The organism is Klenkia marina, from assembly GCF_900101025.1.
In the GTDB taxonomy this organism is placed as follows: domain Bacteria; phylum Actinomycetota; class Actinomycetes; order Mycobacteriales; family Geodermatophilaceae; genus Klenkia; species Klenkia marina.
The window spans coordinates 190652-212266 of the sequence record NZ_FMUH01000001.1 but is presented as its reverse complement, the minus strand read 5'-3'; the positions used below and the strand labels follow the sequence as shown (position 1 = coordinate 212266).

General features: G+C 76.2%; 25 protein-coding genes. 18 read left to right on the top strand and 7 right to left on the bottom strand.

Features of this window, described 5'->3' with window-relative positions; translation table 11 throughout:
• Positions 1 to 61: 61 nt before the first annotated feature.
• On the bottom strand, positions 62 to 1129 hold the full coding sequence (locus tag BLP29_RS01110) for an NAD-dependent epimerase/dehydratase family protein (protein ID WP_092799006.1): 1068 nt from the start codon (positions 1127 to 1129) through the stop codon (positions 62 to 64).
• 25 nt (positions 1130 to 1154) lie between these two features.
• Here BLP29_RS01110 and BLP29_RS01105 point away from each other — a divergent pair, with 25 nt between their 5' ends.
• The 5 genes from BLP29_RS01105 (at position 1155) to BLP29_RS01085 (ending at position 5372) form a co-directional block, all read left to right on the top strand.
• On the top strand, positions 1155 to 1706 hold the full coding sequence (locus BLP29_RS01105) for a DNA-3-methyladenine glycosylase I (RefSeq protein ID WP_279385426.1): 552 nt from the start codon (positions 1155 to 1157) through the stop codon (positions 1704 to 1706).
• A 127-nt stretch (positions 1707 to 1833) separates the two neighbouring features.
• Entirely contained in the window at positions 1834 to 2001 is a 168-nt protein-coding gene (locus BLP29_RS01100; RefSeq protein WP_082522773.1) for a DUF3117 domain-containing protein, read from the top strand.
• Between the two features lie 47 nt (positions 2002 to 2048).
• Positions 2049 to 3641, top strand: a complete 1593-nt coding sequence (locus tag BLP29_RS01095; RefSeq protein ID WP_243469607.1) for a leucyl aminopeptidase family protein — start codon at positions 2049 to 2051, stop codon at positions 3639 to 3641.
• 41 nt (positions 3642 to 3682) lie between these two features.
• Positions 3683 to 3868, top strand: a complete 186-nt coding sequence (locus BLP29_RS01090) for an Rv0909 family putative TA system antitoxin (RefSeq protein WP_092799002.1) — start codon at positions 3683 to 3685, stop codon at positions 3866 to 3868.
• Positions 3869 to 3923: 55 nt separating this feature from the next.
• Positions 3924 to 5372, top strand: coding sequence for a hypothetical protein (locus BLP29_RS01085; RefSeq protein ID WP_092799000.1), 1449 nt, complete (start codon positions 3924 to 3926; stop codon positions 5370 to 5372).
• Here BLP29_RS01085 and BLP29_RS01080 read toward each other — a convergent pair.
• A complete protein-coding gene (locus BLP29_RS01080) occupies positions 5369 to 6820 on the bottom strand; it encodes a phytoene desaturase family protein (RefSeq protein ID WP_092800572.1) in 1452 nt (483 codons plus the stop codon). The genes BLP29_RS01085 and BLP29_RS01080 overlap by 4 nt on opposite strands.
• Positions 6821 to 6853: 33 nt before the next feature.
• On the opposite strand from BLP29_RS01080, the gene BLP29_RS01075 reads away from it, so the two are divergent.
• Together BLP29_RS01075 and BLP29_RS01070 are read left to right on the top strand one after the other, a co-directional pair.
• A complete protein-coding gene (locus BLP29_RS01075; protein ID WP_092798998.1) occupies positions 6854 to 7600 on the top strand; it encodes an alpha/beta fold hydrolase in 747 nt (248 codons plus the stop codon).
• Entirely contained in the window at positions 7597 to 8571 is a 975-nt protein-coding gene (locus BLP29_RS01070; protein WP_092798996.1) for an App1 family protein, read from the top strand. Before BLP29_RS01075 ends, BLP29_RS01070 begins: the two co-directional genes overlap by 4 nt.
• Here the strand turns inward: BLP29_RS01070 and BLP29_RS01065 are convergent.
• The 3 genes from BLP29_RS01065 to BLP29_RS01055 are packed head-to-tail and all read right to left on the bottom strand — an operon-like array spanning position 8540 to position 11304.
• Complete coding sequence (locus BLP29_RS01065) at positions 8540 to 9511, bottom strand: MsnO8 family LLM class oxidoreductase (RefSeq protein ID WP_243469606.1); 972 nt, start codon at positions 9509 to 9511, stop codon at positions 8540 to 8542. The two genes, BLP29_RS01070 and BLP29_RS01065, sit on opposite strands and share 32 nt — an antisense overlap.
• A 28-nt stretch (positions 9512 to 9539) precedes the next feature.
• On the bottom strand, positions 9540 to 10712 hold the full coding sequence (gene glgA / locus BLP29_RS01060; RefSeq protein WP_092798994.1) for a glycogen synthase: 1173 nt from the start codon (positions 10710 to 10712) through the stop codon (positions 9540 to 9542).
• A 28-nt stretch (positions 10713 to 10740) separates the two neighbouring features.
• Positions 10741 to 11304, bottom strand: a complete 564-nt coding sequence (locus tag BLP29_RS01055) for a hypothetical protein (RefSeq protein WP_133378950.1) — start codon at positions 11302 to 11304, stop codon at positions 10741 to 10743.
• A 99-nt stretch (positions 11305 to 11403) separates the two neighbouring features.
• On the opposite strand from BLP29_RS01055, the gene glgC reads away from it, so the two are divergent.
• Together glgC and BLP29_RS01045 are read left to right on the top strand one after the other, a co-directional pair.
• Complete coding sequence (glgC, locus tag BLP29_RS01050) at positions 11404 to 12627, top strand: glucose-1-phosphate adenylyltransferase (protein ID WP_092798990.1); 1224 nt, start codon at positions 11404 to 11406, stop codon at positions 12625 to 12627.
• Positions 12627 to 13124: a 2'-5' RNA ligase family protein gene (locus tag BLP29_RS01045; RefSeq protein WP_092798988.1), complete on the top strand. Its 498-nt coding sequence runs from the start codon at positions 12627 to 12629 to the stop codon at positions 13122 to 13124. The genes glgC and BLP29_RS01045 overlap by 1 nt, the downstream gene beginning before the upstream one ends.
• On the opposite strand, the gene BLP29_RS01040 is transcribed toward BLP29_RS01045, so the two are convergent.
• Positions 13121 to 13795 carry an O-methyltransferase gene (locus BLP29_RS01040; RefSeq protein WP_092798986.1) on the bottom strand — a complete coding sequence of 225 codons (675 nt, stop codon included), beginning with the start codon at positions 13793 to 13795 and terminating at the stop codon, positions 13121 to 13123. The genes BLP29_RS01045 and BLP29_RS01040 overlap by 4 nt on opposite strands.
• A 217-nt stretch (positions 13796 to 14012) precedes the next feature.
• Here BLP29_RS01040 and sigE point away from each other — a divergent pair, with 217 nt between their 5' ends.
• The 4 genes from sigE (at position 14013) to BLP29_RS01020 (ending at position 17057) form a co-directional block, all read left to right on the top strand.
• Entirely contained in the window at positions 14013 to 14597 is a 585-nt protein-coding gene (gene sigE / locus BLP29_RS01035; protein ID WP_092798984.1) for an RNA polymerase sigma factor SigE, read from the top strand.
• A complete protein-coding gene (locus BLP29_RS01030; protein ID WP_092798982.1) occupies positions 14594 to 15139 on the top strand; it encodes an anti-sigma factor family protein in 546 nt (181 codons plus the stop codon). The genes sigE and BLP29_RS01030 overlap by 4 nt, the downstream gene beginning before the upstream one ends.
• Before the next feature lie 131 nt (positions 15140 to 15270).
• Positions 15271 to 16698 carry a S1C family serine protease gene (locus tag BLP29_RS01025; RefSeq protein WP_243469605.1) on the top strand — a complete coding sequence of 476 codons (1428 nt, stop codon included), beginning with the start codon at positions 15271 to 15273 and terminating at the stop codon, positions 16696 to 16698.
• A gap of 14 nt (positions 16699 to 16712) precedes the next feature.
• Positions 16713 to 17057, top strand: a complete 345-nt coding sequence (locus BLP29_RS01020) for a twin-arginine translocase TatA/TatE family subunit (protein WP_092798978.1) — start codon at positions 16713 to 16715, stop codon at positions 17055 to 17057.
• Positions 17058 to 17083: 26 nt separating this feature from the next.
• Here the strand turns inward: BLP29_RS01020 and BLP29_RS01015 are convergent, their stop codons facing one another.
• Positions 17084 to 18235, bottom strand: coding sequence for an Mrp/NBP35 family ATP-binding protein (locus BLP29_RS01015; protein WP_092798976.1), 1152 nt, complete (start codon positions 18233 to 18235; stop codon positions 17084 to 17086).
• 130 nt (positions 18236 to 18365) lie between these two features.
• Here BLP29_RS01015 and BLP29_RS01010 point away from each other — a divergent pair, with 130 nt between their 5' ends.
• From BLP29_RS01010 to BLP29_RS00990, 5 genes are read left to right on the top strand one after another with little or no spacing between them, the layout of a single operon-like run.
• Positions 18366 to 19064 carry an AzlC family ABC transporter permease gene (locus tag BLP29_RS01010; protein ID WP_243469604.1) on the top strand — a complete coding sequence of 233 codons (699 nt, stop codon included), beginning with the start codon at positions 18366 to 18368 and terminating at the stop codon, positions 19062 to 19064.
• Entirely contained in the window at positions 19061 to 19369 is a 309-nt protein-coding gene (locus tag BLP29_RS01005) for an AzlD domain-containing protein (protein WP_092800563.1), read from the top strand. Before BLP29_RS01010 ends, BLP29_RS01005 begins: the two co-directional genes overlap by 4 nt.
• 14 nt (positions 19370 to 19383) lie before the next feature.
• Complete coding sequence (locus tag BLP29_RS01000) at positions 19384 to 19701, top strand: CHY zinc finger protein (RefSeq protein ID WP_092800561.1); 318 nt, start codon at positions 19384 to 19386, stop codon at positions 19699 to 19701.
• On the top strand, positions 19698 to 20207 hold the full coding sequence (locus BLP29_RS00995) for a hypothetical protein (RefSeq protein WP_092798974.1): 510 nt from the start codon (positions 19698 to 19700) through the stop codon (positions 20205 to 20207). Before BLP29_RS01000 ends, BLP29_RS00995 begins: the two co-directional genes overlap by 4 nt.
• Positions 20197 to 21615: an aminotransferase class I/II-fold pyridoxal phosphate-dependent enzyme gene (locus tag BLP29_RS00990; protein WP_092798972.1), complete on the top strand. Its 1419-nt coding sequence runs from the start codon at positions 20197 to 20199 to the stop codon at positions 21613 to 21615. The genes BLP29_RS00995 and BLP29_RS00990 overlap by 11 nt, the downstream gene beginning before the upstream one ends.

Sequence of the window (21615 nt, the reverse complement as noted above, 5' to 3'; positions counted from 1 at the left end):
GTGGCAGGGGGTACCGACAAAACGGGCCGGCGGCGTTTCCGCGGAAACGCCGCCGGCCGAGCTAGGGCTGCTGGGGGGCGGCCCGTAGGGGAGCGGTGGCGAACTCGCGCATGCCGTCCTCGAACGTCACGGCTGCGGCGTACCCGAGCTCGTCCTGGGCGCGGGCGGGACTGGCGACCACGTGGCGGACGTCGCCGATGCGGTACTGCCCGGTGACCTCGGGAGCCGGCCCGCCGAACGCGTCGGCGAGCGCCGCGGCCATGTCCCCGACGGTGTGCGGGGTGCCGCTGGCGACGTTGTACGTGCGCAGGGTCGACTCCTCCGGCGACTTCTCGAACGCGCGCAGGTTGGCCTGGGCGACATCGGTGACGTGCACGAAGTCGCGCATCTGGCCACCGTCCTCGTACACCTGCGGCGCCCGGCCGCCCTCGAGGGAGGATCGGAAGATGCTCGCCACGCCGGCGTAGAAGGTGTCGCGCGGCATCCGCGGGCCGTAGACGTTGTGGTAGCGCAGGCCCACGGCTGTGCCGCCGGTGGAGCGTGCCCAGGCCGACGACAGGTGCTCCTGGGCGAGCTTGGTGGCGGCGTAGGTGTTGCGGGGGTCCGGCGGGGTCTCCTCGCCCACCCGGCCCCAGGCCAGCTGCCGTCCGCAGACCGGGCAGGGCGGGTCGAACACCCCGGCGTCGAGGTCCGGGCGGCGGCGCGGCGCGGCGGCCACCGCCCCGTGCTCGGCGCACTCGTACCGGCCCTCGCCGTAGACCACCATCGAGCTGGCGAACACCAGCTGCCCGACGTCGGCGCGGGCCATGGCGGCCAGCAGCACCGCCGTCCCGAGGTCGTTCGTGCCGGCGTACAGCGGCATGTCCTGGACGTCGATGCCCAGGCCGACCATCGCCGCCTGGTGGTTGACGGCGTCGACGCCGCGCAGCACCCGGTCCACGGTCGCGGCGTCGCGGACGTCGCCGACCACCAGCTCCACGCCGTCCAGCCCGGGCGGGCCGTCGGGGTAGGCCGGGTGGACGGCGGGCAGCAGCGCGTCGAGCACCCGCACCTCGTGCCCGGCCTCGAGGTGGGCGGCGACGACGTGGGAGCCGATGAACCCGGCTCCGCCGGTGACCAGGATGCGCATGATCGCGAACGCTAACCTCGCGGGCGTGGAGCTGCAGCGCTGCGGCTGGGCGACCAGCACCCCCGACTACGTCGCCTACCACGACGAGGAGTGGGGGGTGCCGCTGCGCGGGGACGACGCCCTCTTCGAGCGGCTCTGCCTCGAGGCGTTCCAGAGCGGGCTGTCGTGGATCACGATCCTGCGCAAGCGCCCGGCGTTCCGTGCGGCGTTCGCCGGGTTCTCGATCGACGCGGTCGCCGAGTTCGGCGACGCCGACGTGGAGCGGTTGATGGCCGACGCCGGCATCGTGCGCAACCGCGCCAAGATCGAGGCCGCCCTGCGCAACGCCCGGGCAGCGCAGCAGCTGCCCCAGGGGCTGTCGGAGCTGCTGTGGTCCTACGCCCCGCCGCCGCGGCCGAACCCGGCCACCCTCGCCGACGTCCCGGCCTCCACCCCGGTGTCGACGGCGCTGGCGAAGGACCTGAAGAAGCGCGGTTTCGCCTTCGTCGGCCCCACCACCGCCTACGCGCTGATGCAGGCGACCGGCATGGTCGACGACCACGTGGCCACCTGCTTCCGGGCCGCGTCCGGCTCGTAGGGGGAGGGCTCGTGTTGGTGCCCGCCCGACCATGCGGGAGAATGGACCCAGCTCTGGTTCCAGCATTGACGAACAGCCACACCGCGTCCCGCACGGGACAGCGGGTGGCCGGTTGAAGGAGGCACGCATGGCGGCCATGAAGCCGCGCACGGGTGAAGGTCCCCTCGAGGTCACCAAGGAGGGTCGCGGCCTGGTCATGCGCGTGCCGTTGGAAGGCGGTGGCCGGCTCGTGGTCGAGCTGTCCGCCGACGAGGCGGCGGCGCTCTCCGAGGCGCTCCAGGGCGCGATCAGCTGACGGGTCCGGCAGGACGACAGACGGCCCCGGCCGCCGGCAGCACGCCGGTGACCGGGGCCGCTGTGCATCCGACGGCGAAGCACCCGACGGCTGCGCACCCGACGGCCCCGCACCCGCGGGTCAAGCTGGCGACGTCGCTGCCCGAGCTGACCGAGGACGACGTCCTCGCGGTGCCGGTGGGCGCCCGCGGGGCGCTGCCGTCGTGGCTGGCCGCCGCCGACCTGGACCCCGAGTGGGTGGGCGGCGCGCTGGCCGACACCGGCAACGGCGGCCGGCCTGGCGGCATCACCAACTTGCCGGTCCCGGGCCGGCGACCCCGTTCGCTCGTGGCCGTCGGGGTCGGCGACGCCACCCCCGCGCACCTGCGCAGCTACGTCGCGGTGGCCGTGCGCCGCGCGCAGACCCTCGCCGAGCACGGCGCCACCCGGCTCGTGCTGCCCCTGCCGCCCGGCGCCGACCCCGAGCTCGTCCGGGTGGCCGCCGAGGCGGTGCTGCTGGCCGGCTACCGGTACCGCCGCACGTCGACCCCGCACCCGCCGCGGTTGACCCGCGTCGTGCTGGTGGTCCCCACCGCCGAGCCCGCCGCCGTCGACGCCCTGCACCGCGGGCTGGTGACCGCGGCGGCCGTCGTGTGGGCCCGCGACCTGGTGCAGACCCCGCCGGACACCGCCGACCCCGACTGGCTCGCCGCGCAGGCGGTCGAGCGGTTCGCCGTGCACGACCGGGTGCGCACCACCGTGCTGGGCCCGCGGCAGCTGCGGGCAGCCGGCTTCGGCGGCCTGCTGGCCGTCGGCGGCGGGTCGGACAGCCCGCCCCGGCTCGTGGTCGCCGAGCACCTGCCCGAGGTCACCGCCGGCCCGCACGTCGTGCTGGTGGGCAAGGGGATCACGTTCGACACCGGCGGCGTCTCGGTCAAGACGACCGCAGGCATGCGGCAGATGCACACCGACATGGCCGGCGGGGCAGCGGTGCTGGCGGTCATCGACGCCGTCGCCCGGCTGGGTCTGCCGGTGCACGTCACCGCGCTGGTGCCGCTGGCCGAGAACGCGGTGTCCGGCGCGGCCTACCGACCCGGTGACGTGCTCACCCACGTCGGCGGCCGCACCACCGAGGTGCGCAGCACCGACGCCGAGGGCCGGCTCGTGCTCGCCGACGCCCTCGCCCACGCCCGCCTCGCGCTCGGCGCCGACCTGCTCGTCGACGTCGCGACCCTCACCGGTGCCGCCCGCACGGCGCTGGGCGCCCGCACCGGCGCCCTGTTCGCCACCGACGACCACCTGGCGTCGGCGCTGCTCGCGGCGGGGGAGGCGGCCGGCGAACCGTGGTGGCGCATGCCGCTCACCGACGACCACGTCGCCCACCTGCGCGAGCAGCTCGACAGCCCGGTCGCCGACGCCAACAACAGCCCCGGCAAGCCGGGTGCGACCACCGCTGCGCTCTTCCTGCAGCCCTTCACCGGCGGTCTGCCCTGGGCGCACCTGGACATCGCCGGCCCGGCCCGCGCCGGCGGCGACCACGCCGAGACGACCAAGGGCGGCACGGGCTTCGCCGTCCGCACCCTGCTGCGCTGGCTCGGGTCCGGGGTGTCGAGCCCCCCGGCAGCGGGCACGGTCCCCCCGGAGCCGCGCCACCAGGCGTGACCGGATCGCACCGCTGCGGCGGGCGGCGAGGAGGCGACACCATGGCAGGACTGGGCGACAAGGCCAAGGACTTCCTGGACAGCGACAAGGGCGAGCAGGCCAGCGACGGCGCCCTGGACAAGGGTGCTGCGTTCGCCGAGGGCAAGGCGGGCGGGCACGCCGACCAGGTCCAGAAGGGGCGCGATGCCGCCGACGACCGCATCGGGTCCGGCGGCGACGAGCGCTGACCCCATCCGTGCGGGCCGGGTCCCCCCGGCCCGCACGGTGCGGCATGCTCGCGGGGTGAGCGAGCAGCAGCACGGCGTCGTCTTCCCCGCCGGACCCGACGGACGGCGCAGCACCGGCGCCGTCGGCCGCACGGTCGTGGCCGACGCGTTGGCGCCCGTGGACCCCACCGGGGCGCGGGCCGCCGAGCGCGAGACGAACTGGCGGACCGGCTACCTGGCGCACGTGCGGCGCACCACCGAGGCCGTGGTCGGGTCCCGGACCGGGGCACTGGCCGTCGCCGAGGCCGGGCTCGCCTCGGTGCACCGGCAGATGCGGGTGGTGGTCGACGGGGCCGAGGTGGAGCTCGCCCACCTGCGCAGCGCCGCACCGTCGGGATCGCTGACCACCGAGACGGTCACCGGGGAGGGTGAGCCCGAGCGCGAGCTGACGCTGCCCTTCCGCGGCCGTCGTCTGCGCGGGGCGGAGCTGTCGGCGCAGCTCGAGGACTGGGTGGCCCGGGGCGTGGTCGAGCCCAGCTGCGCCGACGCCGTCGCCGCGGTGGCCGCGCACCCCGAATGGTTGGCGCTGCCCGGTCGCACCGTCGCGGTGCTCGGCGCCGGGGCCGAGATGGGGCCGCTGACCGCGCTGCTGCGCTGGGGCGCCACCGTCGCCGCGGTCGACCTGCCGCGCCCGCCGCTGTGGGAGCGGGTGCTCGACACCGCCCGCCGGGGCGCAGGCACCTTGCTGCTGCCCACCCGGGACGACGTCCGTGGGGCCGACCTCATCGGCGACGTGCCCGCGGTGGCCGACTGGCTCGGCGGGCTCGACGGCGTCCCTGTGCTCGGCAACTACGTCTACGCCGACGGCGCCACCAACGTGCGGGTGTCGACGGCGGTCGACGCCCTCACGCTGCGGTTGCAGGGGCAGCGACCCGACCTCGCGCTGGCCTTCCTGGCCACGCCGACCGACGTGTTCGTCGTCCCGGAGGAGGCGGTCGCCGCCTCGCAGGCCGCGTACGCCGGCCGCGGGCAGGTGGCCAAGCTGCTGGGCCGACCCCTGCGCACCGTCACCGCCGGCCGGCTGCTGCAGCGGGCGTACCCGAAGGACGCCACCGGGCCGGGGATCGCCGACAGCCTGGTGCCGCAGCAGGGCCCCAACTACGCACTGGCCAAGCGGTTGCAGCGCTGGCGGGCCACCACCGCACGGGCGGCCGGGACGACGGTGTCGATGAACGTCGCGCCGCCCACCCGCACCCGGTCGGTGGTGAAGAACCGCGCGCTGGCCGCTGCCTACGCCGGCGCCCACCGGTTCGGCGTCGAGGTGTTCGAGCCCGCGACGTCCAACGTGCTCATGGCCGCCCTGCTGGTGCACGACCTGCACACCGGCGGCGGTCCGGCGCACGAGGAGCCGTGGCAGGACGAAGCGCACGCCGCGGCGCACGGGGGCCTGTGGCGCGGGCCCTACGCCCCGCGCAGCGCCCTCGGCCTGGCCGCGGTGCTCGGCGTGGGCGCCGCGCGCGGCTAGGCGGGGCCGACCAGGCCGGCGACGATCTCGGCGGAGAGGGTGACCAGCGGCAGCCCGCCGCCGGGGTGCGACGAGCCGCCGACCAGGAAGAGCCCCGGCAGCGGCGAGGCGTTGGCGGGGCGGAGGAACGCGGCGCGGGCGCCGTTGGACGACGTCCCGTAGATCGCACCGCCGACGCTGCCGGTGGCCCGCTCGAGGTCGGCCGGGGTGCGCACCTCGCGCCAGCGCACCCGGTCGCGGACGTCGAGCCCGCGGCGGGCCAGCACGTCCAGCACGTGGTCGGCGTGGGTCTCGGCAACCCCGGGGGCGTCCCAGTCGACCTGGCCCTGCCGGGGGGCGTTGACCAGCACGAACCAGGACTCGCTGTCGGCGTCGGGTCGGGTGGCCGGGTCGTCGGGCGCGCTCACGTAGACGGTGGGGTCGCGCAGCGGGCGGGGGCGGGCGAACAGGTCGTCGAACTCGGCGTCGTAGTCGGCCGGGAACAGCACGGTGTGGTGGGCGAGGTCGGGGGTGCGACCACGCAGCGCGAGCAGCAGCACGAACCCCGAGGACGACGGCGTCGCCCGGGCCAACGAGGCGCGGGCGCTGCGCACCGGCGCCCGGCGCGGCAGCAGGTCGCCGTAGAGGGCGGCGGCGTCGGCGTTGCAGACCACGACGTCGGCGTCGATGCGCCCGCCGTCGGCCAGCTGCACGCCGCACGCCCGGCCGCCCTCGACGAGCACCCGGGTGACCGGCGTCGACGTCTTGATGTCCGCCCCGCGCTCGACGGCCCGGTCGGCGACGGCCAGCGGCAGTCGGCGCAGCCCGCCGCGCACGTACCAGGACCCGAAGGCCTGCTCGACCCACGGCACGGTCGCCAGCGCAGCCGGGGCGAGCCGGGGGTCCGAGCCCGAGTAGGTGGCGTACCGGTCCAGCAGCATGCGCAGGTGCGGGTCGGTGAGGTACGCAGCGCCGAGGCTCCGCAGCGACGACCAGGGCGCCACGGTGCGGACGTCGGCCACCGACCGGGCCAGCCGGGCCAGCGTGCGGGCGCCCTGCAGCGGCGAGCGGAGGAACGGCTGCTCGGTGACCCGCCACATCTCGGCGGCCCGGTCCAGGAACGCCGACCACTCCGGGCCCAACGTCGAGCGCACGCCGTCGAGCGTGCCGGGGACGGCGAGCCGGGTGCCGTCGGCGAAGCGGTAGGCCACCGCCGGGTCGAGCCGCACGAGGTCCAGGACGTCGTCCAACGGGTCGCCGGTCGCGGCGAACAGGTCGGCGAAGACCTGGGGGAGCGTGACCAGGGAGGGGCCGGTGTCGAAGCCGTGGCCGTCGCGGGAGACCCACCCGAGCTTGCCGCCCACCTCGGGGGCCTGCTCCAGCACGGTCACCCGGTGCCCGCCGGCCGCCGTCCGGGCCGCTGCGGCCAACCCGCCGAGCCCGGCCCCGACCACCACGACGCGCGCCATGCCGTCCACCGTAGGAGGACATACGGTGCGCTGGTGCCGGACGACGTGTGGACCCCCGTGCGGCTGCGTCCCGGTCGCGTCGTGCGGGTGCACCACCGCGAGGCCGGCACCGCCGGGCGACCCCTCGTGCTCGTGCACGGGTTGGGCATGTCCGGCCGCTCGATGCTGCCGGCCCTGCGGGTCCTCGCCCGCGAGCGCCGCACGCTGGCGCCGGACCTGCCCGGCTACGGCCGCACCCGCGGCCGGGGCCGCACGCTGGGCATCGCCGGGCTGGCCGACGCGCTCAACCGATGGATGGACGCCGTCGGGCTCGACGAGGTGGACCTGGTCGGGCACTCGCTCGGCGCGCAGGTGGTCGCCGCGGCGGTGCGCCAGCGCCCGGGGCGGGTGCAGCACCTCGTGCTCGTCGGGCCCACCCGCGACCCCAGCGCCCCCACCTGGGTCGGGCAGGCGTGGCGGCTGCTGCTCGACGCGCCCCGCGAGCGCCCGGCGCTGCTGCCGGTGGCGGTGCGGGACTACCTGCGCGCCGGTCCGCTGACGATGGTCGCGGTGCTGCGGCACGCACTGCGCCGGCCCGAGGAGCACGCGATGGGCGAGGTCGACGTCCCCACGCTCGTGCTGCGCGGCAGCCGGGACCCGGTCGCCGGGCAGCAGTGGTGCGAGGACCTCGCCGCCGTGCTGCCCCGGGGTCAGCTGCAGGTGGTGCCCGGCGGCCCGCACGGGCTGGTGTTCTCCGCGCCCGAGGCGTTCGCCGCGGCGGTCCTGGAGTTCTGCCGGTGAGCGTCGTCGGGGCGGCCTACCGGTTCGAGACCGGGCTGCGCGACCTCGCCTCCCGGGTGGCCCGCGCCTTCGGGTGGACGCCGGTGGCGATCGCCTACCCCGGCTACGGCAGCGGCGGGCGGGTGCGGGTGCTCGGCCGCGTGCTGCTGGCCCCGGCCGGCACCCACCCGGAGTCACGGTTGCGGATCCCGGGCTGGCAGCGGTTCCTGACGCTGGAGGCGCCGCGCACCGAGGTCGTCGTCGAGGTCGCCGGCACCCGGCGTCGGCTGACCAGTGACGACGACGGCCTGCTGGACGCCGTGCTCCCGGCCGCCCGCCCGCTGGAGGGCCGGCCCACGGTGTCGGCGCGCATGGGCACCGGCCTGCGGTGGGCGACCGCGCCGGTGCACCTGGCGTCCTCCGACGCCCACCGCGGCGTGGTCTGCGACATCGACGACACCGTGCTGGTCACCGACATCGCGCACCCGTTGCGGGCCGCGTACCGCACCTTCGTGCAGCGCAGCGGGTCGCGGCGGGCGGTGCCCGGCATGGCCGACCTGCTGCGCGAGGTCACCGCCGGCGCCGAGCACGTGCCGGTGCTCTACCTGTCCAACGGGCCGTGGAACCTGCTCGGCCCGCTGTCGCGGTTCCTCGAGCGCAACGGCTTCCCGCCCGGCGCCCTGCTGCTCACCGACTGGGGGCTGCAGCCCGACCGCTGGTTCCGCGACGGGCAGGCGCACAAGCGCAGCTCGCTGCTGCGGCTGGCCGAGGACCTGCCCGGCGTCGACTGGACGCTGGTGGGCGACACCGGCGAGCACGACCCGGCGCTCTACGAGGAGTTCGCCCGCGCGCACCCCGACCGGGTCGCCGAGATCCTGCTGCGCGACGTCACCGCCGCCGGGCCCACCGTCGCGTCGGTGGGCGACGTCCCGGTGGTCCGGGCCGCCGACGGCGCCGCGCTCAGCCGCGCGCGGGCGTCGCTGCGCCGCTGACCAGCTCGGCCAGCGCGGCGTCGGACTCGGCCAGCGCCCCGCGGTCGTGCGTGCTGGAGGAGGCCACCAGCTCGGCCGCGTCGGTGCGGGCCAGCAGGTCGTGCAGCTGCTCGGCGACCTGGCCGGGTGTCCCGGTGACCGCGGCGGCCAGGGTCTCGTCGGCGTAGCGCTGCTGCACCGCCGTCATGGGCCCGGCGGGCTGCAGCGGCGGGAAGGTGCCGGTGGTGCGGGCCTGCGCCATCGCCCAGGCCTCGGGGAGGGCCAGGGCGCGGGCCTGCGCGGCGGTGTCGGCGACCAGCACGTCGAGGCTGATGCCCACCCATGGCTGCGGGGCCTGCGCCGAGGGCCGGAACGCCTGCCGGTAGCGGTCCAGCGGCTCCTCGGGGTCGCGCAGCAGCGGGCCGCCCACGACCACCGGCAGGCCGAGCTCGGCGGCGACCTGCAGCCCCTGACCCGTCGCGAGGACGAACAGCGGGACGGCGGCCGCCGGCCGCGGGTGGGCGGTGATCTCGGCGGCGCCCTCGAGGTGGGCCCGCAGCTCGCCGAGGTCGGCGGCGAAGTCGGTGCCGGCCTGCCGCAGCGCCCGCCGCACCGGTGCGGTGAAGCCGGGGGAGCGGCCCACCCCGAGGTCGATGCGCCCGGGCGCGACCGCGGCGAGGGTGGCGAACTGCTCGGCGACGACCAGCGGCTGGTGGTGCGGCAGCATGACGCCGGCCGAGCCCAGCCGGATGCGCGAGGTCACCCCGGTCAGGACGGCGAGCAGCACCGCCGGCGCCGACCCGGCCACCCCGGGGACGCCGTGGTGCTCGGCCACCCAGAACCGGTCGTAGCCCAGCGCCTCGGCCCGCCGCGCCCGCTCGACGGTGTGCGCGACGGCCTGGGCATCGGTCTCGCCCACCCGCGTGCGGGTGCGGTCGAGCAGCGAGAGTCCGATGTCCACGACCCAGGCAACGCCCCGGGCAGCCCGGTCAGTCCCGGGCGGCGAGGACCCGCTCGTAGACCGCGACGGTCTGCTCGGCGATGGCCGGCCAGCCGAACTCGGCGAGCACCCGGTCGCGGCCGGCGGCGCCCATGCCGGCGGCGCGGTCGGGGTCGGCGAGCAGCTCGGACATCCGGGCCGCCAGGCCCGCGGCGAACGCGGCCGGGTCGTGCTCGTCGTAGGGCACGAGCAGCCCGGTGCGGCCGTCGTCGACGACCTCGGGGATGCCGCCGACCGCGGAGGCGACGACGGCGGTGCCGCAGGCCGCGGCCTCGAGGTTCACGATGCCCAGCGGCTCGTAGACCGAGGGGACGACGAACACCGTCGCGCCGGTGATGAGCGGGACCAGCTTGTGCCGGGGCAGCATCTCCTCGATCCACACCACCCCGGAGCGGCGGCGCTGCAGCTCGACGACGGCGTCGGCCACCTGCTGGCGCTCGGCCGGGGTGTCGGCGGCGCCGGCGCACAGCACGAGCCCGGCCTCGGGCGGCAGCTGCTCGGCCGCGGCCAGCAGGTGGACGAGGCCCTTCTGCCGGGTGATCCGGCCGACGAACAGCGCGTAGGGCCGGTCGGGGTCGACGCCCACGGAGCGGACGACGTCGTCGTCGTGCACGGGCCGGTAGGCCTCCGCGTCGACGCCGTTGCCGACGACCAGCACCTTCGCCGGGTCGAGCTCGGGGTAGGCGTCCAGGACGTCGGTGCGCATGCCGTTGCTGACCGCGATCACGGCGTCGGCGGCCAGGTAGGCGGTGCGCTCGACCCAGCTCGACAGCCGGTAGCCACCGCCCAGCTGCTCGGCCTTCCAGGGCCGGCGGGGCTCGAGGGAGTGCGCGGTGACCACGTGCGGGATGCCGTGCACCAGGCCGGCCAACTGCCCGGCGTGGTTGGCGTACCAGGTGTGGGAGTGCACGACGTCGGCCGAGCCGAGCGCCGCGGCGATCTCCACGTCGACGCCGACGGCCTGCAGGGCGCCGTTGGCCTCGGTGAGCCCGGCCGGGACGGCGTGCGCCGTGGCGTCCTCGCGCGGCCCGCCGAAGCAGTGGACGTCGAGCTCGGGCCCGTTCGCCAGCCCCCGCATCGCGGCCACGAGGTGCTCGACGTGGACGCCGGCACCCCCGTAGACGTCCGGCGGCCATTCCCGGGTGACGACTCCCACGCGCATGGGCAGAACCTAGTGCGCCCGCGCCCGATCAGTCCTGCGGGTCGTCGTCGCAGTCGAAGTCGCCGCGGACGCTGGGCACCGGGGTGCCCAGGGCCTCGAGCGCGGCGTGCACCCGGTGGCCGGGGCAGCACTCGGGGAAGGGTGGCTCGTCGAAGGCGGCGAACGGGTCGGGGGCGGGGTACTCGACGGCGAGGTCGGGGCCGCCGTCCCAGTGGTCGCAGTGCTCGCCGGGGTAGCCGACGATGTCCGCGGTGCGCCGGTCGAGGGCCACGACCAGGCCCTCGGGGCACAGGGTCCCGGTCCAGCGGCCCACGGCCTCCAGCAGGTCGCCGTACAGCGCCGTCCAGTCGGCCAGCCGCTCGCCGACCGGGGTGAGCACCTGCACCGTGCCGTCGACGACCACGTCGACGCCGGCCAGACCGAGGGCGTCACCGCCGCGCTGCAGGCGGAACACGACGAGGGCCCGGTCGGCCCCGATCGTGGACCGCAGGTCGTGCAGGCAGCGGTCGAGGGCGAGGTCGGCTGCCCGGCGGGCGGCCTCCATGGCCGTGCCCCGTGCCAGGCCTCGGGGGGAGGGACGACTGCGCTTCACCCCACCAGCTTCCCCCATGACCGGGCCCTCGTGCCGCGTACGGGTGATGCCGCGCCGTCCGGTGACGCAGGGGGCGTGATCAACCGTTACCTTCACCACATGCGTGGCCAACCGCGGGTTCTCGGCATCGTCCTCGCCGGCGGAGAGGGCAAGCGACTCTCCCCGCTCACCCAGGACCGGGCCAAGCCGGCCGTGCCCTTCGGCGGCAACTACCGCCTGGTCGACTTCGTGCTGTCCAACCTGGTCAACGCCGAGATCCGGCAGATCGCGGTGCTGACGCAGTACAAGAGCCACTCGCTCGACCGGCACATCACCACCACCTGGCGCATGAGCAGCCTGCTCGGCAACTACGTGACCCCGGTGCCCGCCCAGCAGCGCCTGGGCCCGCGCTGGTTCACCGGCAGCGCCGACGCGATCTTCCAGTCGCTGAACCTCATCCACGACGCCCGGCCCGAGATCGTCGTCGTCTTCGGCGCCGACCACGTCTACCGCATGGACCCGGCGCAGATGATCGACCAGCACCTGCAGACCGGTGCCGGCGTCACGGTCGCCGGCCTGCGCGTGCCCCGTGCCGACGCCACCGAGTTCGGCGTCATCGACGCCACCGCCGAGGGCAAGGTCAAGAGCTTCCTGGAGAAGCCGGCCGACCCGCCCGGTCTGCCCGACTCGCCCGAGGAGAGCTTCGCCTCCATGGGCAACTACGTGTTCACCACCGAGGCGCTGCTGGAGGCCCTGCGCGCCGATGCCGAGGACGACTCCTCGGTGCACGACATGGGCGGGTCGATCATGCCGATGCTCGCCGACAAGGGCGAGGCCTGGGTCTACGACTTCTCCACCAACAAGGTGCCCGGGGCCACCGAGCGCGACCACGGCTACTGGCGCGACGTGGGGACCATGGACAGCTACTTCGACGCGCACATGGACCTGCGCTCGGTGTCGCCGATCTTCAACCTGTACAACGACCGCTGGCCGATCTACACCCTGCCCCCGCAGCTGCCGCCGGCCAAGTTCGTGCTGGGCGGCCGAGCCGAGGACTCCATGGTCAGCGCCGGGGTCATCGTCGCCGGCGGCACGGTGCGCGGGTCGGTCGTGAGCCCGGGTGTCCGGGTCGACAGCGCCAGCTACGTCGAGGACAGCGTGCTCATGGACGGCGTCCACATCGGCGAGGGCGCGGTCGTGCGGCGGGCGATCCTGGACAAGAACGTCGTCGTCCCGCCCTTCGCCCGCATCGGCGTCGACCACGAGGCCGACCGGGCCCGCTACCACGTGAGCGCCGGCGGGGTGACCGTGCTGGGCAAGGGCGCCCGCGCCATCGTCGACTGATGCGCCCGCTGGTCGTCACGCTGCTGCTCGACGACGAGGCGCAGCAGCGGTTCGACGACCTGCGGTCGCGCCACTTCCCGGCCGACCGCAACCACCTGCAGGCGCACGTCACGCTGTTCCACGCCGTCCCGGGCGAGCACGAGGACGTCGTCCGGGCCGACCTGGGGACGGCGGCCGCCCGGCCGCCGTTCGACGTCGAGGTCAGCGGTCTGCGGTTCCTGGGTCGCGGGGTCGCCTACGACCTGCACTCGGAGGTCGTCACCTCGCTGCGCGGCGACCTGGCCCGTCGCTGGGCGCCGTGGCTCACCCGCCAGGACGCGCAGTGGAGGCACCCGCACGTCACGGTGCAGAACAAGGTCGACGCCGAGGTCGCCCGCGCCCTGCACGCCGACCTCGCCGCCGGGTTCGAGCCCTACCGCGTGCGCGCCGAGGGCCTGGGCCTGTGGCGCTACGACGGCGGCCCGTGGACGCCGCTTGCCCGGTACGCCTTCGGCTAGCTGCGCTTGGTGGCGACGAGCAGGCCGGCGCCGACGGGGATGACCGCTCGGACGAGGTCCTCGTCGTCCTTCAGCGTGCGCACCAGCTCGCGCCACGCGACGGTCTGCGGGTCGCGCTGGGAGCGGTCGCCGACGGCCGAGGCGCTGATGCCGTGCAGCACCAGCGAGCCGCCGCCGCGCACGAGGTCCAGCAGACCGGGCAGCTGCTTGCTGTACTCGGCGGGCGGGCCGGCGCAGCAGACGAGGTCGTAGGCGCCCGGTGACAGCCGGGGCAGCACCTCGACGAGGGTGCCGAAGATGAGCCGGGTGCGGCCGCTGGGCAGCCCGGCGTCGGTGAAGGTGCGGCGGGCGGCGCGCAGCTCGGTGGGGTCGGAGTCCAGCGCGGTGAGGACGCCGTCGGCGCGCATGCCCTGCAGCAGCCAGAGGCCCGCGACCCCGCCACCGCCACCGATCGTCACGACCGAGCGGGCCCCGACACCGGCCGCCAGCACCGCGAGCGTGGCGCCGACCGCGGGCTCCACGGGGGCCACGGTGCCCAGCGCGTCGACGGCGGCCTCGGCCCGGTGGCGGGCTGCGGCGACGGCGGGGGGCTCGGCGGCGAAGGTGTCCGCGTAGGCCGCCGCGTCGGCGGGCTGCGCGCCCGGGGGCGGTGGTCCGGCGGGGCTGGTCACCCGGCGAGGGTAGTGGCCCGGGGGGCCCGACGGCGCACCGAGCCGCGGGCGGGGCCCACCTGTGGGGTCCCTGTGACCCCTGGTTCCGGGAACACCGGGTGCCTCGTCGTCCGTTGGACCGGACGTGCGCCTGAAGCGTCCTTCGTCCGAGTCACCCGCCGAGTCCTCCACCCCCCGTCAGGAGGTCGGCGCGGTCGCGGTCTGCGATCCTGGACCCGTGACCACGACTCCCGGGGCCGAAGCCGCCACCGACGTCTGGGTGGCGCCGACCTGGGAACAGGTCGTCCGCGACCACTCCGCGCGGGTCTACCGGCTGGCCTACCGTCTCTCCGGCAACGCGCACGACGCCGAGGACCTCACCCAGGAGACGTTCGTCCGGGTGTTCCGCTCCCTGGCCACGTTCTCCCCGGGCACGTTCGAGGGCTGGCTGCACCGCATCACCACGAACCTGTTCCTGGACATGGTGCGTCGTCGCCAGCGCATCCGCTTCGACGCCCTGCCCGAGGACACCGAGCGCCTGCCGGGCACCGCGCCGAGCCCCGAGCAGGTCTACACCGACACCCACCTCGACCCCCAGGTGCAGGCCGCGCTCGACGCCCTGTCGCCGGAGTTCCGGGTCGCGGTGGTGCTCTGCGACATCGAGGGCCTCACCTACGAGGAGATCGCGGCGACCCTCGGCATCAAGCTCGGCACCGTCCGCAGCCGCATCCACCGCGGCCGGGTCCAGCTGCGCGAGGCGCTCGCCCACCTCGCGCCCGGCGCCCCCGGCCGCGCCGACGCGATCGGGGAGGGCATCCGGTGAACATCCCAGCCAGCCACCTCGCCCAGGAGGCCATCGCCGCGCTCGTCGACGGCGAGCTGTCCGGCGTCGCCGCAGGGCGTGCGGCCCGCCACCTGACCGGCTGCCTGCAGTGCCGGCTCGCGGTCGAGGCCCAGCGCGAGGCCAAGGAGGCCCTGCACACCAGCCGCGACGTCGCCGTCCCCGGTGACCTGCTGAGCCGGCTGCAGGCGATCCCGTTCACCGCCGACGTCTCCGCCTCCGGCGGGTTCGGCGGCACGGGCACGGTGTTCTTCGAGCAGCTCAGCCCGCTCGCGCCGCAGGAGCCCCCGGACCGGCCGGGCCACGCCCGCTGGCTGCGCCGCGGCATGACCGCCGGCCTGGTCGGCATCGGGGCCGGGGTCGTCGCCCTCGCGGTCAGCCTGCCCGCCTCCTCGCCGTCGGCGCAGGTCTCCCGCACCGACGCCGGCGCCGTGGGCTCCGTCCCCGGCGAGCGCACCGAGGTCGTGCCCCCGGTCGTCCGCACGGTGACGGTCGGCGCCGAGCTGACCGGCGGCACCCCCTGAGCGAGCGGCCCGACGACCGGGCCGGCGAGCCGCACGACGAGGACGCCGACGGCGGCTTCGGCCGGCCGGCCGGCACCGACGGCTCGTTCGACCGCGTCGCGCAGTCGCCTCCGCGGCCGCGCAACCGCCCGGTGCCGCCGCCGCCCGAGCAGCAGGCCGCGTTCGGCCGACCCGTCGACGTCGAGGGTTCCTTCGCCGGTGGGCGGCCCCTGGCCCGCCCGCGCCCGCCGCTGGCCCCGCCGCCGGAGGCCGTGCTGCGGGCGTTCGCCCCGCGCGAGGGCCAGAGCGGTCTCGGCCTGCCCCCGGGCGGTCGCCCCGGCCCCCGCCGCACCTCCAGCGGGCCGTGGTGGAAGGCCGACGCCGCCGACGACCCGTGGCGTGACCCCGCCGCCCCCACCTCCCTGGGCCGCCCCGCCGAGTACGTCGAGGAGTCCGAGCAGCCCGGGCCGGTGGTGGTCGACCGCAAGGGCCGCCGGCGCCTGCGGCTGTCCGACGTGTCCGTGCCGGTGGCGGTGGTCGCCGTCCTGGCCCTGCTGTTCGTCGCGGCGCTGGGCGGCACCCTGAGCTGGTACCTGGGCCGCACCGCCAGCGAGCAGCCGCTGATCACCGCCGACACCCGGCTGTCGGAGGTCGAGCCCGGCATCACCCGCGAACCCGGCTCGGTGGCCGGCATCGCCGAGCAGGTCAGCCCGGCCGTGGTGTCCATCGAGGTGCGGGTCGGCGAGTCCGGGGCCACGGGCTCCGGCGTGGTGGTCGACGCCGACAACGGCTACATCGTCACCAACAACCACGTCATCTCCGGCGCCGCCGACGTCGACGGCGCCGAGATCCGGGCGATCTTCTCCGACGGCAGCGGCTCGGCGGCCCAGATCGTCGGGCGCGACCCGGCCAGCGACATCGCCGTCCTCAAGGTCGAGAAGCCCGGCCTGGTGGCCGCGGCGCTGGCGACCGGCACCGACGTCGTCGTCGGCGACCCCGTGGTGGCCATCGGCTCGCCCCTGGGGCTGTCGGGCACGGTCACCAGCGGCATCGTCAGCGCACTCGACCGGCCGGTGCGGCTCTCGGGCGAGGGCAGCGACACCAACGCCGTGATCAGCGCGATCCAGACCGACGCGCCCATCAACCCGGGCAACTCCGGCGGTGCGCTGGTCGACGCCACCGGTGCGGTCATCGGCATCAACACCGCGATCGCCAGCACCAGCGGTGGGTCGGTCGGCCTCGGCTTCGCCATCCCGGTCGACAAGGCCCGCGACATCGCCGAGCAGCTGATCAGCACGGGCACGGCGGTGCACGCCTCGCTCGGGGTGCAGGCCCGCTCGGTCACCGACGGCACCCGCGACGGCGCCCTCGTGGTCAACGTCGAGCCCGGCAGCCCCGCCGCCGAGGCCGGCATCGAGGAGCAGGACGTCATCATCGCCGTGGACGGCGCCCCGGTGGGCAGCTCGGAGGAGCTGCAGGTGGCCGTGGACAGCAAGCGGCCCGGCGACACGGTCACCGTCGAGCTGGTGCGCGGTGGATCATCGTCCACGCAGGTGCAAGCCACGCTCACCACGGCCTGAGGGGGAGGGGACCGGTGTTCGACTCGATCGGCTGGGGCGAGATCGTCGTCCTGGGGCTGGCAGCGCTGTTCATCTTCGGGCCCGACCGGCTGCCCACCCTGGCCCGGGACGCCGCGCAGGGGTTGAAGAAGGCCCGCGAGGCGATCACCGGGGTGCGCGGCCAGCTGCACGACAGCCTGGGCGACGACTTCGACCAGCTGCGCGACCTCGACCTGCGCAAGTACCACCCGAAGACGTTCATCCGCGACCAGCTCATGGGTGACGGCGACACCCCGCCGGCCCAGGCCGCGGTCTCCCGGCCGGTCCGGGTCGTCCGCGACCGTTCCCGACCCGCCCCCTACGACACCGACGCCACCTGACGCCGGCGCCGTAGGGCCCGTTCTGCCTACCGGCGGACCGGGGTGAGGCCCAGCGACATGCCCGACAGCCCGCGCGAGCGGACGGCGAGGCCCTCGGCGATCTTCTCCAGCGCCTGCGCCGCCGGGGCGTCGGGCTCGGCCAGCACGATCGGGGCGCCCGCGTCGCCGGCCTCGCGCAGCCGCGTGTCCAGCGGGATCTGGCCCAGCAGCGGCACGCGCGCACCCAGCGTCTTGGTCAGCGCGTCGGAGACCGCCTGGCCGCCGCCGGAGCCGAACAGCTCCATGCGCGAGCCGTCGGGCAGCTCGAGCCACGACATGTTCTCCACGACGCCGACCACCTGCTGGTGGGTCTGCGTGGCGATCGCCCCGGCGCGCTCGGCCACCTCGGCGGCGGCCTGCTGCGGGGTGGTGACGACCAGGATCTCGGCGTTGGGCACCAGCTGGGCCACCGAGATCGCGACGTCGCCGGTGCCCGGGGGGAGGTCCATGAGCAGGACGTCGAGGTCGCCCCACCAGACGTCGGCGAGGAACTGCTGCAGTGCGCGGTGCAGCATCGGCCCGCGCCACACGACCGGGGTGTTGCCCGGGGTGAACATGCCGATCGAGATGACCTTCACGCCGTAGCTCTGCGGCGGCATGATCATGTTGTCGACCTGGGTGGGCAGGTCGCCGACGCCCAGCATGCGCGGCACCGAGTGGCCGTAGATGTCGGCGTCGACCACGCCGACGCTCAACCCCCGCTTGGCCAGGGAGGCCGCGAGGTTGACCGTGACGCTGGACTTGCCGACGCCGCCCTTGCCGGAGGCGACCGCGTAGACGCGGGTCAACGAGCCGGGCTGGGCGAAGGGGATGACGGCCTCGGGGGCGTCGGTGCCGCGCACGGTCTTGCGCAGCTCGGCCCGCTGCTCGTCGTTCATGACGTCGAGGCCGACCTTGACGCCGGTCACGCCGGCGACGCCGGACACGGCCTCGGTCACCCGGCTGGTGATGGTCTCGCGCATCGGGCAGCCCGACACGGTGAGGTAGACGTCGACCTCGACGAGGCCGTCGGCGCCGATGCGGACCTCCTTGATCATGCCCAGCTCGGGGAGCGGGCGGTTGATCTCGGGGTCCTGCACCGTGGCCAGGGCGGCGTTGACCGCGTCGGCGGCCGGGGTGCCGGTCAGCGTGTCGGACATGCGGTGGTGTGTCTCCTCGCATCGGTGGGGGTCCGCGTCGTCGCGGTCGCCCGCGCCCCGGTGGGGGCGGCGACCCGCGCTGCAGACCACCGACCACTGTACGTCCGGCGCCGGACCTAGAGTCGGCCCAGTGACCGACGCCGCTGCCGCCCGTCGGGCGACGATCCGCGACGCGCTCGGCCTCGGCGTGGCCGTCGGCCTCTACGGCGCCGCGTTCGGCGCGGCCGCGGTGGCCGCCGGCCTCGACGCCTGGCAGGCCTGCGCGCTGTCGCTGCTCATGTTCACCGGGGCGTCGCAGTTCGCCCTCGTGGGGGTGCTCGGCGCCGGGGGCGGGGTGCTCGCCGCCGTCGGCAGCGCGGTGCTGCTGGGGACCCGCAACACCGTGTACGGGGTCCGGCTGGTGCCGCTGCTGCAGCCGCGCAGGGGCCTGCGCCGACTGGGCACGGCGCACCTGGTGATCGACGAGTCGACCGCGCTGGCCCTGGCCGCGCCCGACCGGGAGAACGCCCGGCTGGCCTTCACCGTCGGCGGGGGCTCGATCTTCCTGGGCTGGAACGCCACCACCCTGCTGGGTGCGCTGGGCGCCGACGCGCTGACCGGGCCCTGGCTGGCCGCCCTGGACGCCGTCGTGCCGGCTGCCTTCCTGGCCCTGCTGTGGCCGCGGCTGCAGCGGACCGTGCCCCAGACGCAGGCCGAACCGGCGGCGCAGCGGCGGGTGGCCCTCGGCGGGGCGGTGGTCGCGCTGGTGCTCACGCCGTTCGTGCCGGCCGGGGTCCAGGTCATCGCCGCGGTCGTGGCCGTGGCGCTGGCCGGGGGGTGGCGGCGGTGAGCGCCACCTGGCTCGCGGTGCTCGCTGCGTGCCTGGGCTGCTACCTGCTGAAGCTGGCCGGGCTCAGCGTGCCGGCGGCGTGGGTGGAGCACCCGGTGGTGCGCCGGGTGGTCGACTTCGTGCCGGCCGCGCTGCTGGCCGCGCTGGTCGCCGTCCAGGCCGCGACGTCGGGGTCGCAGCTCGTCGTCGACGGCCGGCTGGCCGGGCTCGCGGTGGCCGCGCTCGCCCTGGCGCTGCGGGCGCCGTTCGTCGTCGTCCTCCTGCTGGCCGGGGCGACCGGGGCACTGGTGCACGTGCTGGCGTGATCTACCGTCGGCGCATGGCCGAGGTCGAGCTGGGCGGACGGCTGGTCGACGGGCAGAGCCGCTGCGAGCACTACCGCACCGAGCTCGACGTCGTGGCCATCCGGTTCGCCTGCTGCACCCCGTTCTGGGCTTGCCACCTGTGCCACGCCGCGTGCGCCGACCACCCCGCCGTGGTGTGGCCGGCCGACGACCGCGGCGCCCACGCCGTCGTGTGCGGGGTCTGCCGGAGCACGCTGTCGGTCACCGACTACGTCGACGCCGACGGGTGCCCCTCCTGCGGCGCGGCCTTCAACCCGGGCTGCCGGCTGCACCACCACCTGTACTTCGCATGAGCCCCGACCGGTGGGGCGTGACCCCGGCCGAGGTGGCCCGTCGGTACGACGCCGACGAGCGGGCCCCCGACGCCCCCGGCCGGTGGCTGCGCGGGGTGGACGTCGAGGCACCGCCGGCGGTGACCTGGCGGTGGGTGTGCCAGCTGCGGGCGGCGCCCTACAGCTACGACCTGGTCGACAACCTGGGCCGGCGCAGCCCGCGCACGCTCACGCCGGGCCTGGAGCACCTGGAGGTCGGCCAGCGGATGGCCGGGGTGTTCCGCATCGCGTCGGTGCGGCCGGGGGAGCAGGTCACCCTCGCGGCCCCCGGTGGGCCGGTGTCGCGGGCGCTGGGCGACGTCGTCCTCGGGTACGTGGTGACCCCCGGACCGGTCGGCAGCCGGCTGCTCGGCGTGCTGCGGGTCCGGCGGCTGCCCCGGCCGGTCGACCGGGCACTGTGCTGGGGCGACCTCGTCATGATGCGCAAGCAGCTGCGGAACCTCTCGGAGCTGGCCGGTGGCCACTGACCCCCGCGGGCTGCGGGGCGACGCCCCGCTGCTCGACGCCTGGCTGCGCTTCCAGGAGCAGGCGCCCACCCCGTTCACGATCCCCGGGCACAAGCAGCGGCACGACCTCGTCGGCGACGTCGTGGCCGGTGACGTCCCCCTGTACGCCGGGCTGGACACGATGAAGCTGTCCGCCGGCGTCCTGGCCGACGCCGAGGCCCGCGCCGTCGCGCTGTGGGGCGCCGACGTCTGCCGGTTCTCCGTCGGCGGGGCCACCCACGCCAACCAGGCCGTCGCCCTGGCAGTGGGTCGACCCGGTGACGAGGTGGTGGTCAGCCGCACCCTGCACCGCTCGCTGCTGATCGGTCTCGTGCTGGCCGGGCTGACCCCGGTGTGGGTGCGGCCGGACGTCGACCCGGCCACCGGGCTGCCGCTGGGCGTGCCACCCGCCGCGGTCGCCCGGGCCCTGGCCGAGCACCCGCGGGCCCGTGCGGTGTTCGTGGGCGACCCCTCCTACGTCGGCACGGTCGGCGACGTGGCGGGGCTGGCCGCGGCGGCGCACGACCACGACGTCCCGCTGGTGGTGGACGGCGCGTGGGCCGCGCACGCCGGGTTCCACCCCGACCTGCCCCGGCACGCCCTGCAGCTGGGCGCCGACGTGCTGGTCACCAGCGCGCACAAGACCCTGCCGGCCTGGAGCCAGGCCGCGCTCGTGCTGGCCCGCACCGAGCGGGTCGACCCGGCCCGGCTGGACGCCGGCGTCGAGGCCACCGCCACCACCAGTCCGGCCGGTGCCGTGCTGGCCAGCACCGACGCGGCCCGGGCGCTGCTGGCCCGCGACGGCGCCGACCTGCTCGGGACGGCGATCGCGGCCACGCGCCGGGCCCGCGACCGGCTGGCCGCCGTCCCCGGGTCGGTGGTGCTCGACGGGCCGCACGTCGACCCGCTCAAGCTCACGCTGCTGCTGCCGGGCACCGGGGCCGACGGTCTCGCGGTCGAGCGCGACCTGCTCGCCGCCGGGCTGCCCGTGGAGGCCGCCGAGCGCGACCTGCTCGTCGGCGTCGTGTCGCTCGCCGACGACGACGCCACCCTGGGCCGGTTCGCCGAGGCGGTCGCGGCATCGGTCCAGCGGCACCGGGGGGCACCCCGGCCGGTGGTGGGGGCAGCGGTCTACGGCGTCGAGCCCGAGCAGGTGCTCGTCCCCCGGGCGGCGTTCTTCGCCGACGCCGTCGCGGTCCCGCTCGCCGCCGCGGTGGGCGGGGTGTCGGCCGAGCTCGTGGCCCCGTACCCGCCGGGCATCCCGGTGCTGGCGCCCGGCGAGCGGGTGACCGCCGCGGCGTTGAGCGCCCTGCTGGCCGCCCGCGACGCCGGCGTGCGGATCGCCTACGCGGCCGACCCGACGCTGGGCACGCTGCGCGTCGTGCGCTGA

What these genes read in the sequence shown, in the direction of transcription:
- BLP29_RS01110 (WP_092799006.1), bottom strand. Translation starts at nt 1,129, where the DNA reads ATGCGCATCCTGGTCACCGGCGGAGCCGGGTTCATCGGCTCCCACGTC.
- BLP29_RS01100 (WP_082522773.1), top strand. Translation starts at nt 1,834, where the DNA reads ATGGCGGCCATGAAGCCGCGCACGGGTGAAGGTCCCCTCGAGGTCACC.
- BLP29_RS01090 (WP_092799002.1), top strand. Translation starts at nt 3,683, where the DNA reads ATGGCAGGACTGGGCGACAAGGCCAAGGACTTCCTGGACAGCGACAAG.
- BLP29_RS01080 (WP_092800572.1), bottom strand. Translation starts at nt 6,820, where the DNA reads ATGGCGCGCGTCGTGGTGGTCGGGGCCGGGCTCGGCGGGTTGGCCGCA.
- glgA (WP_092798994.1), bottom strand. Translation starts at nt 10,712, where the DNA reads ATGCGCGTGGGAGTCGTCACCCGGGAATGGCCGCCGGACGTCTACGGG.
- glgC (WP_092798990.1), top strand. Translation starts at nt 11,404, where the DNA reads ATGCGTGGCCAACCGCGGGTTCTCGGCATCGTCCTCGCCGGCGGAGAG.
- BLP29_RS01045 (WP_092798988.1), top strand. Translation starts at nt 12,627, where the DNA reads ATGCGCCCGCTGGTCGTCACGCTGCTGCTCGACGACGAGGCGCAGCAG.
- BLP29_RS01015 (WP_092798976.1), bottom strand. Translation starts at nt 18,235, where the DNA reads ATGTCCGACACGCTGACCGGCACCCCGGCCGCCGACGCGGTCAACGCC.
- BLP29_RS01000 (WP_092800561.1), top strand. Translation starts at nt 19,384, where the DNA reads ATGGCCGAGGTCGAGCTGGGCGGACGGCTGGTCGACGGGCAGAGCCGC.
- BLP29_RS00995 (WP_092798974.1), top strand. Translation starts at nt 19,698, where the DNA reads ATGAGCCCCGACCGGTGGGGCGTGACCCCGGCCGAGGTGGCCCGTCGG.